Annotated in this window: 14 protein-coding genes; 9 read left to right on the top strand and 5 right to left on the bottom strand. The window is 56.4% G+C overall.

What is annotated here, in order from left to right:
- Window positions 1-62 precede the first annotated feature (62 nt).
- Window positions 63-974 carry a ribokinase gene (rbsK, locus tag VAE55_RS12890; RefSeq protein ID WP_322816178.1) on the top strand — a complete coding sequence of 304 codons (912 nt, stop codon included), beginning with the start codon at window positions 63-65 and terminating at the stop codon, window positions 972-974.
- Between the two features lie 360 nt (window positions 975-1,334).
- On the opposite strand, the gene VAE55_RS12885 is transcribed toward rbsK, so the two are convergent.
- From VAE55_RS12885 to VAE55_RS12875, 3 genes are all read right to left on the bottom strand, one after another.
- Window positions 1,335-1,808 carry a hypothetical protein gene (locus VAE55_RS12885; protein WP_322816177.1) on the bottom strand — a complete coding sequence of 158 codons (474 nt, stop codon included), beginning with the start codon at window positions 1,806-1,808 and terminating at the stop codon, window positions 1,335-1,337.
- A gap of 319 nt (window positions 1,809-2,127) precedes the next feature.
- The gene (gene ftsY, locus VAE55_RS12880) at window positions 2,128-3,105 is read right to left on the bottom strand and encodes a signal recognition particle-docking protein FtsY (RefSeq protein ID WP_322816176.1); all 978 of its coding nucleotides are present in this window, start codon (window positions 3,103-3,105) and stop codon (window positions 2,128-2,130) included.
- Window positions 3,106-3,179: 74 nt separating this feature from the next.
- Window positions 3,180-3,980 carry a lipase gene (locus VAE55_RS12875; protein ID WP_322816175.1) on the bottom strand — a complete coding sequence of 267 codons (801 nt, stop codon included), beginning with the start codon at window positions 3,978-3,980 and terminating at the stop codon, window positions 3,180-3,182.
- A 220-nt stretch (window positions 3,981-4,200) separates the two neighbouring features.
- Between VAE55_RS12875 and VAE55_RS12870 the strand changes: the two genes are divergently transcribed.
- The 5 genes from VAE55_RS12870 to VAE55_RS12850 all read left to right on the top strand — a co-directional run bounded on the left by VAE55_RS12870 (window position 4,201) and on the right by VAE55_RS12850 (window position 11,815).
- Complete coding sequence (locus VAE55_RS12870; RefSeq protein ID WP_322816174.1) at window positions 4,201-4,668, top strand: (2Fe-2S)-binding protein; 468 nt, start codon at window positions 4,201-4,203, stop codon at window positions 4,666-4,668.
- Window positions 4,665-6,830 (top strand): xanthine dehydrogenase family protein molybdopterin-binding subunit, encoded by a 2,166-nt coding sequence (locus VAE55_RS12865; RefSeq protein WP_322816173.1) that lies wholly within the window; start codon window positions 4,665-4,667, stop codon window positions 6,828-6,830. Before VAE55_RS12870 ends, VAE55_RS12865 begins: the two co-directional genes overlap by 4 nt.
- Before the next feature lie 1,093 nt (window positions 6,831-7,923).
- Entirely contained in the window at window positions 7,924-9,474 is a 1,551-nt protein-coding gene (locus VAE55_RS12860; RefSeq protein ID WP_322816213.1) for a DUF512 domain-containing protein, read from the top strand.
- A gap of 62 nt (window positions 9,475-9,536) precedes the next feature.
- Entirely contained in the window at window positions 9,537-11,237 is a 1,701-nt protein-coding gene (locus VAE55_RS12855) for an HD domain-containing phosphohydrolase (RefSeq protein WP_322816172.1), read from the top strand.
- Between the two features lie 5 nt (window positions 11,238-11,242).
- Window positions 11,243-11,815, top strand: coding sequence for an aminodeoxychorismate/anthranilate synthase component II (locus VAE55_RS12850; protein ID WP_322816171.1), 573 nt, complete (start codon window positions 11,243-11,245; stop codon window positions 11,813-11,815).
- Window positions 11,816-12,120: 305 nt separating this feature from the next.
- Here VAE55_RS12850 and VAE55_RS12845 read toward each other — a convergent pair whose 3' ends face one another.
- Complete coding sequence (locus tag VAE55_RS12845) at window positions 12,121-12,774, bottom strand: DUF6483 family protein (RefSeq protein WP_322816170.1); 654 nt, start codon at window positions 12,772-12,774, stop codon at window positions 12,121-12,123.
- Window positions 12,775-12,856: 82 nt separating this feature from the next.
- Between VAE55_RS12845 and VAE55_RS12840 the strand changes: the two genes are divergently transcribed.
- The 3 genes from VAE55_RS12840 (at window position 12,857) to VAE55_RS12830 (ending at window position 15,375) form a co-directional block, all read left to right on the top strand.
- Window positions 12,857-13,615 (top strand): SDR family oxidoreductase, encoded by a 759-nt coding sequence (locus tag VAE55_RS12840; protein WP_322816169.1) that lies wholly within the window; start codon window positions 12,857-12,859, stop codon window positions 13,613-13,615.
- Window positions 13,616-13,795: 180 nt separating this feature from the next.
- Window positions 13,796-14,122 (top strand): MGMT family protein, encoded by a 327-nt coding sequence (locus tag VAE55_RS12835; RefSeq protein ID WP_322816168.1) that lies wholly within the window; start codon window positions 13,796-13,798, stop codon window positions 14,120-14,122.
- Between the two features lie 92 nt (window positions 14,123-14,214).
- The gene (locus VAE55_RS12830; RefSeq protein WP_322816167.1) at window positions 14,215-15,375 is read left to right on the top strand and encodes an MFS transporter; all 1,161 of its coding nucleotides are present in this window, start codon (window positions 14,215-14,217) and stop codon (window positions 15,373-15,375) included.
- Between the two features lie 373 nt (window positions 15,376-15,748).
- Here the strand turns inward: VAE55_RS12830 and VAE55_RS12825 are convergent, their stop codons facing one another.
- On the bottom strand, window positions 15,749-16,600 hold the full coding sequence (locus VAE55_RS12825) for an alpha/beta hydrolase (protein WP_322816166.1): 852 nt from the start codon (window positions 16,598-16,600) through the stop codon (window positions 15,749-15,751).
- Window positions 16,601-16,820: the final 220 nt, after the last annotated feature.

Here is a 16,820-nt window from a genome sequence, read left to right as displayed (position 1 = left end):
GGCAACATTTGCTATGATGTTGACCTGAGCCTTCGTTGATGAAAATCTGAGGGAGCACATCTATGACTCCTACCATTGTGGTTGTCGGTAGCCTGAACATGGATCTGGTGGTACGCGCACCACGCCATCCGCAACCGGGGGAAACAGTGATTGGTAGTGATTTTCAAACCTTTCCGGGTGGTAAAGGGGCAAATCAGGCGGTGGCCGCAGCCCGGTTGGGAGCACGTGTTCATCTTGTCGGGCGGGTGGGAGTAGATACGTTCGGTCATACCCTGCTGGCGACAGCCCAAGAGCACGGCGTCGATACCACCTTTGTCCAGCGTGACCCGACGGCACCTACCGGTGTTGCGCTGATTACCCTTGACTCTCACGGTCAAAATACGATAGTTGTCGCGCCGGGTGCGAATATGCAGGTAACGGAAGCGGATGTGTTACGTGCAGAGTCGGTGCTGGCAACGGCTGATATGCTGTTGATGCAACTTGAATGTCCGCTTGATGTCGTCATTGCGGCGGCCCGGCTGGCTCATCATCACGGTGTTCCGGTGGTGTTAAATCCGGCCCCGGCCCGTCCGTTACCGGTTGATCTGTTGGCGCTGGTTGATTTCCTCATTCCCAATCAGCTTGAATTACAAATCCTTGCCGAAGGTGAAGCCGATCTGCGTACCGCGATTAGCTATCTACAACAACGTGGTGCTCGCAATGTTGTGGTCACCATGGCCGAAGCCGGCGCGGTCCTGGCCGAAGCCGATCAGATCATCCACGAACCGGCGTTTGAGGTACCGGTTGTCGATACGGTGGCGGCGGGTGATGCATTTGTTGCTGCTTTCTGTGTTACCAGAGCCGCCGGTAAATCGCCACGGGAGGCTGTACGCTGGGGAAACGCAGCCGGTGCGCTGGCAGTCACCCGTGAAGGTGCGCAGCCGTCATTGCCGGCCTATCGAGAGGTGCTGCGGTTGTTGAGGGTAAGTGGGTGAGACTCGTGTAATTCGACAACGTCTATCAGTAAGCAGTGCCATCAAGCTGATGGAGAAAATAGTATGCTTTGTGTGGTTGCACGGCAATCGTGCACTGATGATCAGGCGATGACCAGTCATGGCTGATTCTTCGCAACTACTCTGCTGCTGATGGCCCGGCAATGGTTGAACTATGCGGCATGTTTTCTCTTTTTCGCATAAGGTATTGCCTTTGTCTGTGCTGTTGAAATCATACACGCAATGCCGATCAACAGCCATGCCTCATAGTCCAAATCTGAGTCGCACCGGTTGGATACCTCTCGCAATGGACCGGGCAGGGCAGGAAGTTACCGGGCAGGCGATGAGCGCAATGAAGTGTATCTACGGCAATAAAAACATCTGAATCTCACCATTGCGAGCATTACGGGCCGTGATCCGATACCGTATCTGCCCCTGTTCGTTGCTGCGTAACGGGCCACTGCGCGTGACCTGCGAGCCGGGCCGGGCTGCTAGAACGAATGATACCGATCCGTCGGGTTGGATGAGGGCGATTTCTAAGTCGCCCGATTCGACGGCAACCATGACGATGGCCTGGACTTCGGTGTTGGCCGGGAGTGCCGGTATCCGGTATTCGTCGCTCCCTTCTGCGCTGACGAAGGTGGTCAGGATGTTGGCGGCACCGGCTTGTTGTGAGATAGTGGTTTGTTCGCCACTAATCAGCAGACATCCGGCGAGCAGGGTGGTGAGTCCGATCAATGCGATAATTGCACCCGCACGCTGGATGAGCGCTGAAAGCATGAGAGGGCTAGACGGTCGTTTTCGGATTGGGATGGATCTGTTCTGGTGATCAGCCATACGACTCCGGACGGTACTCCACGGTATAGGTGGCTTCTTCGGGAACCAGCTCTATTCGTAGTGGCCGCCGTGAGATTAGGCGAATGCTGGCACCACAGTTTCGGTTCGCACAAACGACCTGTCCGCCAACTGGAACGTAAGGAAAGATGGCCAGTTTTTGTTTGCAGGATGGGCATTTGACGATTTCAACCGACATAGTATCACCTACAGGTCTGTGTCTCTGAACCTGAACACGCCACACGTATCCCTACGACCCGCTTACTCGTTTGGTGAGTAAGAAGGGTCGGTTAGCGCATTGCTTTGCGTGCTGTTTGACTTACTACTTTGAATCGGCAAAAAGTGCATCAACGAAGGTTTGGGCATCAAACAGCGCCAGATCGTCCATCTTTTCGCCGGTGCCGATGTAGCGAATTGGCCGTTCGATGTCCTGGGCAATCGCGAAGGCAATGCCTCCCTTCGCTGTGCCGTCCATTTTGGTGATGGCGACATCGGTGACGCCGGCGGCTTTCAGAAATGCCTTCGCCTGTAATACGCCGTTCTGGCCGGTTGTGGCATCGATCACCAGGATGGTCTCGTGCGGTGCTCCCGGTAGTTTGCGGCCAATGATGTTGCGGATTTTTTCCAGTTCTTGCATCAGGTTGTATTTGGCGTGCAGGCGACCGGCAGTGTCGATAATCAGCACGTCAACGTCTTGCTCGAGCGCGGCATCAATGGCCTTGTAGACAACGGCAGCGGCGTCGGCGCCCTGGCCGAGGCTGACACACGGCACACCGGCTCGCTCGGCCCAGGTTTCGAGTTGTTCGGTGGCAGCCGCACGGAAGGTGTCTCCTGCTGCCAGCAAGACCTTCTTGCCGAAACGGTTTTTGTAGCGATGGGCCAGCTTCGCGATCAGGGTTGTTTTGCCGGCACCGTTCACGCCAACGACCAGAATCACGTAGGGTCGGGCATTGGGGCGCTGTTGACCGGCGTACTCGGCAAAGGTACGCACCATTTCGGCTTTGAGCATCTCGCGCGCCTCGCGTGCCTTTTTGACCCCGTGACGGTTGACCCGGTCAATGGTGCGGTTGACCAGATACTGGGTTGTCTCCAGCCCGACATCGGCCTGGATCAGTGCCTCTTCCAGTTCGTCCCACAGCTCATCGGTGATAGGATCGTCACTAGCGAAGAGCTGCGCGATCCGGCCAAAGATACCTTTGCGCGATTTTTCCAGTGATGCAGCAACCTGCTCTTCTTCGTGCGCAGCTTCTTCTTCGCTGCGCGGTGCATCCTGAGCGCGACCGAATAGACGGCGAAACATACCGGTTCCCCTTATGCGGTGCGAACAACACACTGCTGGCGGTTGTTCGCTGATCATCTGCGGATTGTGGCAGGTCAGCTCTGTTGGGTGACGTAACCAGATGGTTTGACCTGCGTCTCTTCTTGATTATAGCTGATCACGAGTGGAGGTGCGGCAGCAAATGCAATCGCAGCCTGCCACCAGACGGCTACAATCGCCGGACTGGAACCATACCAGAGGCGATCTGGTCGTGGGTCGTGGCGTAATCCGGGGATGATCAGGTGCAATGAGCCGGGCAAGAGGCCGTAATCAAGTGGTACGACGCCGTCTCCCCACTGGGCACCCTCGCCACTGAGCAGGCGATAGCTCTGATATGCGCCACGTTCTGGCGGAGGGCCGTCGGGATCGCCGAAGATGCTCCGTCCAATGACGCTTACGTAACGCACGTCTGTCCAGTACGCACCCGGGTAGTTCTGATCAGCCCAGCGAATCTGACTCAATCCACCAATCCGACCATCACGAATGGCCCGTTGCGGTGTGCCAAGGGTCACCAGCATGCTGACGCGCTGATAACCAGAGTAGGCACGCCGGCGATACGGTTTGTTGCCAAGAAAGATGCGGGTCAGAACCCCACCCGCACTGTGGGCGACTAGCGTCATTTTATTGCTGCCGGTGACGGCCAGGGTCTGATTGACCGCTCGATCAAGTTTCTCAAGTAAGCCGGCATAGCTATCGAACACTACCACTTGTGCCCAATCCCAGCGGTTGATAGGGGTGATGAAGACAGGTTGGCCACTGATGGTAGACAAATGGGCACGCAGTGGCTCGTAGAGCGATGGATTGCTGCCAAAGCCACCAACTATCAGAATGGGTTGTTTCTGCACCGATGTTGTCATCGATTACGCCTTTTGACGATAAACGGAAAAGCCTGTGCTTCCCCGACGGTGATTCGTTAAAATGCCGGGCAACGTTCAGATTCACCGTATGCACCTGCCGCCAACGTCATTGTCTGTGGGCAAGCGCATATCGGTTACTAACGCCCTTACCGCGACTCTGCCGTGTACTGGTAGTATACTATGAACAGGTATTGCACGACAATCGCACCAGAGGATGATTATGGAATTGACGATCAACGGTCAACGTTACACGGTCGCTGATGAACCGGCCCGTCCGCTGTTGTACGTGTTGCGCGATGAGCTGGGGCTGACGGGAACCAAGTTTGGTTGTGGCGCCGGTATCTGCGGTGTATGCACCGTCCATGTGAATGGTCAGGCCACTCGTAGTTGCCAGACGATGATCGCGACGCTGGCCGGAGCACAGATTACGACCATCGAGGGATTGGCCGATGGTGAGCGTTTGCATCCGGTACAACAGGCATTTCTTGAGCTACAGGTACCGCAGTGTGGCTGGTGTATGAGCGGGCAGATGATGACCGCAGCCGCATTGCTGGCCACCAACCCTACGCCGACGCACGAAGAGATGATTGCTGCGATGCGTTATAACTACTGTCGTTGTGGCACCTATGCCCGGATCGGGCGGGCAGTGATGCGGGCGGCAGAGCTGATGAAGGAGCGTGCGGGATGAAGCAGGATACATCACCAAAACGCTGGCGGATGACGCGACGGGGTTTTCTGATCGGGATGGGGCTGGCCGGCGGTGGGTTGGCGCTGGGCGCAATCTTTGGTCTACCGGCGGCACGGCTGGCGTTGGCCGACATGTTCGCTGATGTGATCAATATTCCGTCGAATATGCCGCGCGAACCGCAGCTCTGGTTCACGATCCAGTCCGATGGCCGTGTGACTATGACGATGCCCAAGGTGGAGATGGGGCAGGGCGTGCATACGGCACTGGCTCAGATTGCGGCTGAGGAGCTGGGTGTGAGCTGGGAACAGATGCAGGTGGTGCAGAGCAGTTCGTTGGGCCCGGTCGCCGATGGTGCCGGTACCAGTGCTTCCTATTCGGTGATCTCGCTCTTTCCGCTACTCCGCGAGATGGCGGCGACGTTGCGCGAGATGCTGCGCACCGCCGGTGCTGAACAGCTCGGTATCGCACCGGCTCAAACCCGAATTGAGCAGGGATTCGTGATTGATGCCGATCAGCCGGCACGCCGGATCAGTTTCGCTGAACTGGTCGCCCAACCTCGTAATTGGGAGACTTCCACCGAAGCCGCTCCGCTCACGCCACCTGAGCGCTGGCAGATCATTGGTCAGCCAGTGCCCCGACTCGATCTTCCGGCCAAGATACGCGGCGAGGCGGTGTACGGCTACGACGTTCGAGTTGAGGGGATGCTCTACGGCGCTGTTGCCCGACCACCGCGTCTGGGGGCAAAGCTGCGGCGGGCAGCACCGGGTACGGCTCGCAACCGACCGGGTGTGGTTGAGGTGGTGATTCGCGATGGCTTTGCCGGTGTGGTCGCCGAGTCGCGGCTGACGGCGTATGCTGCGCTGAACGATCTGGAACTGGATTGGGAACTGCCGCCGCCGTTCAATCTGGCAGAGCTTCAGGCCCGGCTCGCAGCGCAGGTCGGATCGGGAACGATGATTCAGCGGCAGGGTGATGCTATGGCAGCGCTGCGCGGAGCCGGCGTGATTGAGGCGACCTATCAGACTCCTCTGGCTGCACACGCCAATCTTGAGCCGCAGGCCGCCCTGGTCGATGTGCAACCGGATCGGGTTCGAGCCTGGGTTAGCACACAATCACCGGTACAGGTTGCGCACACCATAGCCGAGGTGCTCGGTCGTAAACCGGAGACGGTTGAGGTTACGCCAACCTATCTGGGAGGCGGATTTGGGCGCAAAGTGACCACAACTGTCGCTACCGAAGCGGCATTGTTGTCGACAGTCGTTGGGCGTCCTGTTCACGTTGGCTGGACGCGCACCGAGGAGTTTCGCTACGGGTATCTGCGTCCACCGACCTACGCAACCTTTCGGGCCACCCTCACGGACGAAGGCCGGATCGCCGCGCTTGTGCAACACCATGTGAGCGGGAACGTGTTGTTTGATCTCTTTCCGCCACCACTGCGCTGGCTGTTCGGTAGTGATTTTGGTGGTTGGCGTGGCGCCCGGCTTATCTACGATATTCCTAATCTGGAAGTCAAGGCGCAAACGGTCGAACTGCCAGTGCCAACCGGCCCCTGGCGGGGGTTAGGTTTACTGGCGAATGTCTTTGCCGTCGAAAGTTTTATCGACGAACTGGCGGTAGCTGCCAGTAGCGATCCGCTCGATTTTCGCTTGCGGCACCTGCCCGATACTGCGATGGGCAATCGCTTCCGTGCCGCATTGGAGGCGGTTGCTACAATGGCCGGCTGGTACGATCAGCCACCACCTGGCCGGGCGCGGGGGATTGCCTGTAGTATTGATGCCGGCACGATAGCTGCCCACATCGCTGAGGTTGGTCTGGTCGAAGGCCGGTTGCGGGTCTATCGGGTGTGGGCTGCAGTTGATCCAGGCGTTGCCATTAACCCCGACGGTCTGGCGGCTCAGACCGAGGGCGGCATCATGATGGGGCTGAGTGCAGCACTGTTCGAGCAGATCACGATTGCCGATGGGCGGATTGAGGCCGGTAATTTTGATCGCTATCCGCTCTTGACCATCGCCGATGCGCCAGAGGTGTTTGTGCAGATTCTGCGCAGTGGCGATCAACCGTTTGGGGGTGGTGAACCGCCGATGGGGCCGATTGCGGCAGCGGTAGCCAATGCGCTGGCCCGCTTAACCGGTGAACGGCGTCGGCAGTGGCCGTTGGTGTAGGGGGTTGGTTAGGAAATAGGATGTAGAAGATAGGATATAGGATATGTCGTGGGGCTGAAGCACTCGCTCACGATGTGTAAGCCCCGGCGGGGCCTATGCATTACCCATAACTGGTGTCAACCACGTGCGTATCAGCGGGTATGATCGCTATGGGTGTTGTTTTGAGCGACTGGCCCAGTGGCAGTGCGCCGCTCCAGTCGTGTCAACACGCGCTGGGTGGATTACTGTACCCGCTCGTCATGCGCGTGTCGCGAAGTTTGGAGTGCGGCAGCCATGCTGCCGCGTCAGCCGTGCTCACGATCCGGCGCGTGACATACCGTTCCCCATCCTGGTCACGGGGGACTGAATGGGGTCGTGTCGATCATCGCGTCGGTCAGGTATGAAGGCGATCCCTGCGCGTAGAAGTGTTGTTGTAGCAGGTTCGTGCCTCTACACCAACGGCTACAGGCAGCATCTGCCGGCAGTGGCGAGGATGCCTCCACGCAGGCTGGAAGCCTGCGCCACAGGGAGCCGCTACGGGGAGCACTTGCAGCCCGGCCTAACGCAGCGCGATATGTGGGTAATGCATAGGCGTGTCCAGGGGTGCCGCTCTCCGCCGTGAGGCCAGCCCTAGCGGAGCTGGCACGACTTGCGGCAGGGTGTTAACCTGCCGACTCCCCTGGCATACTGCCTATGCATTACCCATAACGATCACTCATTTCATAAAACGCTGTACTGTTGCGCTCTCACAACCATCTCCGGTGCCATTATGCGCTGGATTGGTTGCCTTGCTCGCTCATCATGCGCATGTCGCGAAGTTTGGAGTGCGGCAGCCATGCTGCCGCGCCAGCCGTTGCTCGCGATCTGGTACGTGTCAGGTCGTTGACCCGGCTAGTCACGTGAACGCCGGGTGTGATCGTCATCCATGACAATGTAATACGAGGCGTCATACCGGCTGCCGTGTGACATGTGGATATTGCATCGTTTTTAACGATGGATGCAGCAGCTTCTTGAATCGTTATCCCGCTACCGTGTCGGATCGATCCCTGAATGATGATACAATAGACGTACTAAAGCTACGAAAAACCTTCATCAGTGTAGCTTTAGTAGACCTATTTCTCGGTTAGGAGCAGGCGTGGAATACCAACCCGACATAAAACGCATCACCGGTGAAGGTGGAGTTATTGCCCGTGTCGCAGAGCAGAGTCTGGGCGAACAAATTGGCCTGCAACCGGGGGACATCATAGCGGCAATTGATGGTCAGCGGCTTCGCGATGTGATTGATTATCGCTTTGCGATTGCGGAAGAGCGCGTAACCCTGTTGATCCGCACCGCTGCCGGTGATGAACGCGAAATAACGATTGATAAAGACCCCGACGATGACCTGGGTATTGAATTTACCGAACCGCTCTTTGATCGGTTGCGTACCTGTAATAATAAATGCCCCTTCTGTTTTCTCACCCAGATGCCGAAAGGCTTTCGCAAAACACTCTATTTGAAAGATGACGATTACCGGCTATCGTTCCTTTACGCGAATTTTGTTACCTTTACCAATCTGACCGAAGCCGATTGGGAACGGATTGAGCGTCAGCGTCTTTCGCCGTTGCACATTAGTGTCCACGCCACCGATCCCTTCTGGCGGGCGATTATGCTGGGCAAACGCGATGTGCCCGATGTTCGTGAGCAGATTCGCCGCCTGGGCAAGATTGGTATTCGCGTTCACACCCAGATTGTGGCCTGTCCCCAGGTCAACGACGGCGAGGTATTGCGGCAGAGTATTGAAGACCTGATCGCCCTCCATCCTATTGTCGAGTCAATTGCTGTGGTGCCGGTGGGCCTGACGAAGTTTCGCTTTGAGGGCAAAGCGCCAAAGACGATTCGGGCCGCTATCCAGATTCACGAGACACCAGAGTGGATTGATACCAACTGGGAACGTCAGCCGCTATGGGAAGACCCCACCGCAACCATCCCTCTTCAATCGGGGCTACAGCCGCTCCACAACCCGGAAATGGGTTTCTGCTCACGGCTCGGTGCAGTGACCGATATTCCGCTTCGCTGTTATACGCCAGTCGAGGCAGCCGCCGTGATCGATATGATCGAGCCGTATCAGCGCCGCTGCTATGAGCAATTTGGCTTACACCTGGTGTATGCTTCCGATGAGTTCTACCTGCTGGCCGGACGACCGATCCCTCCTGCTGAAATCTATGACGATATGCCGCAATACAGCAATGGTGTCGGGATGGTGCGCGACTTCCTCGATACCTGGATGCGTGCCCGGCGGCGCTTACCGGCTCGTATCGCGCGCTCCACGCAACTGGCGCTGGTGTGTGGCACGCTGATCGCACCGGTCATGGAGCAGATTGCCAGCCGCCTGAATCGGATTGAAAACCTGACGGTCAGGGTTATCCCGGTCGTCAATCAGTTTTTTGGTGAAACGGTAACGGTGAGTGGGTTGTTGACCGCACAGGATGTGATTCCTGCCCTTCGCGCATCTGGTTGTGACCGGGCATTACTGCCACGGGTAATGTTCGACTACACAGGTGAACGATCTATCGATGATTACTCACCGGCCCAAATCAGCCTGGCAGCAGGTATGCCGGTGGCTGTGGCTGGTGAGGCCACTGAGCTGGTGCGTTACGTACAGGCGTTGGCCCACAGGGACTAGGAGTAGTACGTACTGGTCACACAAGGTCTTACTTAGCTATGGGGCAAGAGGGGGAACAGGTTATGAACGATCAAGAACAGGCACCTAAACGGTACTTAGAGATTATCCAACGTGCCAATCAGATTGCTGCCACAACCCAACTTGATGATCTCCTTGATCGTTTGCTCGATCTCATTATCGAGATCGCGCAATCAGAAGCCGGCACCCTCTACCTGTACGATGCCGCAACCGATGAACTTATCTTCAAAGTCGTGAAAGGCAGTCCTGCCGGCGAGGCGCTGCTCGGTCGCCGCCTGCCGGCCAATACCGGATTGGCCGGTTATGCCTTGCAACATCGGCAACCGTTTTTCGTCAACGATGTCGCGAATGATCCACGCTGGAATCGAACCTTTGGCGAAATGGGTTCACTCGATCTGCGCACAATGTTATGTGTACCCTTGCTGCTACGGGGCGAGCCGGTGGGCGTGGTGCAGGTCTTCAACGGTTCGTTTGAGGCGGTCGATGATCAGGAAGAGCTGCTTCTGATCGATTTGCTGACGTCACGGCTGGTGACTGAAATCGAAAAAACCCGGTTGTTAGAAGAAACACAACAGCGCGAACGCCGCCAGCATGCGCTGGTTGAGATCGTCTCACATTTGACGACCACCCTGGAACGTGATGAGTTGTTGCGCCGGATCATGAGTTACGCCTGCGAACTGCTTGAGGTCGAAGCGGCATCAATCTGGCTGATCGATCACGAGCGAAACGATCTGGTCTTACACATTGCCGGTGGTGAAAACAGTGAGCGCGTAGAGTCGTTACGTGTGCCGCGCGGTCAGGGCATCATCGGTCACGTGATTGAAACCGGTGAAACAGTTGTCGTCAATGATGTCCATCGTGACCATCGCTTCTACCAGGAACTTGATCAACGGAGCGGATTTCAGACCCGTGCCATTCTCTGTGTGCCGTTGCGCTCGCCCAAGATCATTCTTGGTGGTGAACGTGGTGAAGTGGAGGGGATAATTATCGGTGGGGCACAAGCCCTCAACCCAAGACACGGTCGAACATTTTCTAACGAAGATATTATTCTGTTTCAAACACTTGCGTCACAGGCGGCAACGGCGATCCGGTTGGCCGAACTGTATCGAGAAACAGATAGCCTGTTTACCCGGATTATTGCAGCCATTACCGGCGCAATTGATCTTAAAGATCCGTACACCCGTGGCCATAGTCAACGTGTCAGTGATTTTTCGGTTACCATCGCTCAAGAATTAGGACTACCGCGAGAACAAATCTACCGATTGCGTATCGCCAGTAAATTGCATGATGTTGGCAAAATCCGCGTTCCCGATCACATTCTTAAGAAGCCGGGTCGGCTCGACGAGGAAGAATTTGCTGAGATGCGCCGGCATCCTCTCTACGGCATCGAATTTCTCCGCGATAATGGGTTGCTCGAACTCGATCTGCTGCGCGAGTCTTGGACGGCACTGGCCCAGCACCACGAACGACTTGATGGCCGTGGCTACCCATACGGTCTGCAGGGTGACGATATTTCACTCTTTGGCCGCATTGTCGCGGTTGCCGATGTGTTCGATGCGATTACCAGCCATCGACCATATCGGCCCCCAATGCCCATCGCCGAAGCCCTGGCACTTTTGCAGCGCGGTGCCGGTACGGAGTTCGATCCGGCATGTGTGGAAGCCCTGATTCGGGCACGGGCGAAAGGGGCTATTCTGACCCAAGATGAACGTGAACAGGCAATTGCATCGCAGACGATGGAGTGATGATTATGCGCGTTCTCCTAATCGACAACTACGACTCGTTTACATACAATCTGTACCAGTATCTCTGCGAATTAGGCGCTGACGTTGAGGTGGTGCGGAACGACCAGATAACCGTCGCTGATGTCGCTTCCCGCGCTCCTGACCGGATCGTGATCAGTCCTGGCCCCTGTACGCCAGCAGAGGCGGGGATCAGTGTCGATGTGATCCGCCGGTTAGGTAGGCACATCCCCATTCTCGGCGTCTGCCTTGGGCATCAGGCCATCGGCGCTGCCTACGGTGGAGCAGTCGTGCGGGCACCACTGGTGATGCACGGTAAATTATCACCCATCTACCATCAGGGTCAGGGCGTGTTTGCCGGCCTTCCCTCGCCATTCCGCGCCACCCGTTACCATTCGTTGATCGTGCGCCGTGAGGATTTGCCGGCTGAACTAGAGGTCACCGCGTGGACGGATGATGGCATCATTATGGGTCTGCGCCATCGCTCATTACCGGTAGAAGGTGTCCAGTTTCACCCTGAGTCGATCATGACCGAGAGTGGAAAACAGATGCTGGCTAACTTTTTAAATCACGGTCGCTGATGGGTTGGTTAACGGTCGTTGCATGTGAGGTAAGAACTGAGGATATGACCGCACCAATAGGGGCGCACAGCCGTGCGCCCGTGTATGAAACGTTCGAAGCTGGCGCAGATGCGACATATGACCGCACCAATAGGGGCGCACAGCCGTGCGCCCCTTTCCTACGCACCGGCGGGATGATGCACTTGCGGTAGATCATAGCAGGGTGTGTGGAGCACGTCGTGTCATTGGCAGGGTTGCCCACGCTCACCTGACTGTTCACGATTGACGAACGACTTCTGGCAAGATCATCACCGGGTGCGTACTCCTCACCCAGGCCGGTCAAGTTCTGCCAGAGCGTTCACCACCTCTTCACGCGATAATCCACCGGCATCCAGCACCTGATCGTCCTGGCTGAGCAAGCGGGTATAGAACACACGGGCCGTTGCCAGCCAGCCGGCCCGATCACGGGAGATCAGCTCGTGGAGAAGGTCTTCGCTACGCGCCAGATCACCGCTTTGCTCGCAGAGGGTGAAGAGCGCCGCCAGGGTTGGTGTCGGTAGCACATAGTCACGCAGCAGATCAAGCAGTACGGCATAATCCGGAATATAATCGGGCACATCCTCTGGGGCAGCCAGTCGGCACTCAATCACCAGTTGCAACGCCAGCAGTGCACGTCCTGCGGCTTCATCCATCGCACCATCATCGGCGAACAGACGCGACTCGGTTGTGAGGAGTGCCGCGAGGTATGCCCCTTCCACCCACCATTCCTCGCTCCGGTGATGAAAGCGAAGCAGTGCCAGTAATTGTTGATCACTCAGCGTCGCTATCTGATCACTGCCTACTCCTAATCGGTCGCGGTATGCGTTATCGATAGCGATGCGCACCAGTGGCGATTTACCCTCGCGGTAGAGACCGAGAATATGACGAATGATTGCTCCAAATTGGGCAATCATTCGTAGAATGTAGTCGTCACGATACATAATGGAATTTCCCTCGAACATATGCGAAACGATATACTTATGGTATGATACCGCATGCAAAGACTGGCTAGAGGAGGAACTCATGGAGCCACCTTTCATAGGGAAGGTTGCGCTGGTCACCGGCGCAGCAGCCGGTATTGGTCGTGCTTCAGCACTGGCGTTTGCCCGTGAGGGTGCCAAGGTTGTCGTTGCTGATGTGAATGTCGAGGGCGGGGAAGAGACGGTTGCCCTATGTCGGGCTTTGAATACCGATGCAGTGTTCGTGCGTTGTGATGTTTCGCAACGCGATGAAGTGGAGCGATTAATTGCTCTGGCAGTTGACACGTTCGGTCGGATCGACTTTGCGCACAACAACGCCGGGATTGAAGGCGTGCAGGCAATGCTGGCCGATTATCCCGAAGAGGTCTGGGATCGGGTGATCGAGATCAACCTCAAAGGGGTCTGGTTATGTATGAAGTACGAAATCCGGCACATGCTCAAGCAGGGTGGCGGTGCGATTGTGAATACCTCATCGGTCGCCGGTCTGGCCGGATCGCGTGGCGTTTCGGCGTATGTAGCCAGCAAGCACGGTATCGTTGGTATCACCAAAGCGGCAGCCCTTGAGTATGCGCGTAACGGTATTCGTGTCAATGCAGTCTGTCCAGGTACAATTCATACCGCAATGATTGACCGCTTTACTCAGGGTAATCCCCAACTGCTGGCCCAGTTTGCCGAGGGTGAACCAATTGGTCGGCTCGGCTCGCCTGATGAGGTCGCCAATGCGGTCGTCTGGCTCTGCTCAGATAAGGCTTCGTTTGTGACCGGAGCGACACTGGCGGTTGATGGTGGCCGCCTGGCGTAACCAAGAGTTTGTCTGGCTTGTCTGATACCACCGTAGCGTCAGAAATTGTAGAGGGATTGCCGATATTGTTGCATCCCTCTACATATGTTGATGAGATCATTGTATCAAGACCATCCTGCAATCGCGGAATAGCCAAACCGATGATCGCCTTCAGCCCGCCACCGCCGAAGCAGCGTTGAGATGAGCGTTAGCCACGAATCGTCGTATACAGCCATTTACACTGTTGTGAAACGCATTCCGCCAGGTCGCGTCTGTACCTATGGGCGCATTGCTGCCCTGGCTGGATTTCCCGGCCAGGCCCGCATGGTCGGGTATGCGCTGCATGCGCTGCTCGGCGACAACGATGTACCCTGGTGGCGAGTGATTAATCGGGTCGGTCGTATCAGCAATGTCTACGCCGCCGATGAGCAACGGGCACGCCTGGAAGCTGAAGGTGTGCCGGTGAGTGATGACTATCTGATTGACCTCAACCGGTTTCTGTGGGTAGGCGATGATGATGAGGAATGAGGAGTTTCTCGCCCCACAACCTCTCCCAGGCCGTCGCACGTAGCGCAAACTGATGCTTTTGCTACCCCAGACACGATGATGAGTAATTGCGCATGAACACTGCTGTAGTCACCTCTCGCCGTACCTGGACAATCGCCCTTTACTGCGCCGGTGTGATTGTCTTCTCGGACATGTATCTCACCCAACCGATCCTGCCCCAGTTGTCGGTGACCTTCAATGTCGCGCCAGCGACGGCGGGTTTGACAGTCTCGGTTGTTGTTCTGATGATTGCGCTCGGCTCACTGGCCGTTGGCCCGCTCAGCGACCGGCTGGGCCGTCAACCGGTAATGGCCGGCAGTTGTCTTCTCCTCGGTTTGCCGACTCTGCTCTGCGCACTGGTGCCATCGTTTGAACTGTTGCTCTTCTGGCGGGCGCTTCAGGGTCTGTGTATTCCCGGCTTGACTGCGGTAGCCGTAGCGTACCTTGGTGATCATCTGCCGCCATCTGCCTTGGGGCGGGCAGTCGGCGGTTGGATTGCCGCAAATGTGGCCGGTGGCTTGAGTGGTCGAGTCTTCGGCGGATTGATCAGCGATAGTCTGGGCTGGCGGATGAGCTTTGTCGTCTTTGCCGGACTCACGCTGGCGAGCGGTATAACATTGTTGCTGACCCTTCCTCGTGACCGGCCCTCATCGGTGGGTGGCTGGCAACAGGCGTATCGGGCGATGATCGCCCATCTTTACGAAAGACAGTTGCGCTATGCTTATCTGCTCGCCGGTACCCTCTTTTTTGGCTTTCTTGGCATATTCACGTATCTACCCTACTACCTGAATGCACCGCCCTTTCAATTGCCACCGTCAATTGTTGCCCTGGCCTACATCAGTTATCTGGCCGGCGTGATTGTCTCGCCGTGGGCAGGCTCCCTCTCAGCACGCTATCCCCGTCAACGTCTGATTGCGCTCGGCCTGCTGATCGCCATGAGCGGGATTGCCCTCACGCTCATCCCCAACCTGCCGGTCATTGCATTGGGATTGTGGACATTGTGTACCGGCATGTTCATCGCCCAATCGATTGCACCGGCATTGGTCAATCAATTGGCGCAACAGGCCAAAGGTGCGGCAAGTGCGCTCTACCTGGTCGCCTACTATATTGGTGGCACCCTGGGCGGAGTGATCCCCGGCCTCGCCTGGCAGATGGCCGGCTGGGTTGGGGTCACACTGATGTGCCTGGGGGCGCTGGTACTGGCGTTATTTGCAACTACGCGACTGGCAAAATAGCCGGATGTGCAGGGTGCCATCACCACTGGTTGGGTGTGGTGATCTTCTGATATGTTGTTATTGTTGTCGTCTCTGCAATCTATATAGCCTGGGTAATGGTATGGGCAATACATCGCTTGTCGCCATGTAACAGAGGGTTAACACAGGCCGAGTCCTGTGTTTTCCCGTAAAGATGCGGCAAGTATTGATCATCATCTGGTATGTTGTTATTGTTGTCGTCTCTGCAATCTATATAGCCTGGGTAATGGTATGGGCAATACATCGCCTGTCGCCATGTAACAGAGGGTTAACACAGACCGAGTCCTGTGTTTTCCCGTAAAGATGCGGCAAGTATTGATCATGGTCAGATAATCACAGGTTGCTGGGTATCTGATCACTGGCGCAAAAATTCGAGCAAGAGCTGATGGAAGCGATCTGCCGCTTCGATCATGGGAAAATGACCGCAATTCGGAATAATCTCCAGTCGGGCGTGAGGGAGAGCGCGTTGCGCTTCGTAGGCGTAGCGTACCGGAAAGAGTCGATCTTCAGCTCCCCACACAATAAGCGTTGGCTGGCGGATGGCGGCAAGTTGCGGCCAAAGACCGCTCCCGCGCAGATCGTTGGCATCAAAATAGCGACTCAGCGCCACCATGGTGCGCCGAATCTCAGGATTACCCAGGGTAGCGGTACCACGAGCGATCAGATCAGGGGTAATGTAGCGATCAGGATTGGCAAACGCCGTTCGTAACTGCATCCGCACCACAAAGGGCAGCGCCGACAACCCGACCAGCGCTTCACCGAGGAATGGTATTGCTCCACCTTTGCGCATAAATAATGGAAGCTGCATGAAGCCTTCGCTATCGGCGATTACTAAGCGCGAAACCTGCTGCGGATAGAGGATAGTCGTTGCCAGCGCATGTTTCCCGCCCATTGAATGACCGACAACCGCTGCCTGATCAACCGCGAAGAAGCGCAGTAACCCTGCATTGAGATCGGCATATCGACGCAACGTGTACACGGCACCGCCTGGCTTATCTGAGGCACCAAATCCTAACGCATCGGGCGCAATCGCCTGAAAACCACTCACCGCTAACAGGCGAATGGTCGGAATCCAGTCGTCAGCACTCACGACGAAGCCGTGCAGCAAGAGCACGGCTGGCCCCTGACCGGCGGTCAACACACGCAAGCGAAATCCATCAATAACCACATGTTGATCAGTAATCGCCACCTCAGTTGTTGCTGGCATACACTCGATACTCCTCTTTGCAAAGCGGAGAATACGAACTGCTCTTTGTCACGATCTCACTCTAGCAAATAGCGCTCGCAATGTCAGGACAAGACCCGACAACGGTAAGTAAAAACATCTATGGTAATCCAAGTTGCCACCTACACTGTGAGCAGGCCACGAAAGACTACCGGCGATGATGAACAGCACGACCCTGCGCACCACATCGTGCAGCGTACCT

Source organism: Chloroflexus sp., from assembly GCF_034432675.1.
Taxonomy (GTDB): Bacteria; Chloroflexota; Chloroflexia; order Chloroflexales; family Chloroflexaceae; genus Chloroflexus.
This window is presented reverse-complemented; position numbering and strand designations above follow the sequence as displayed.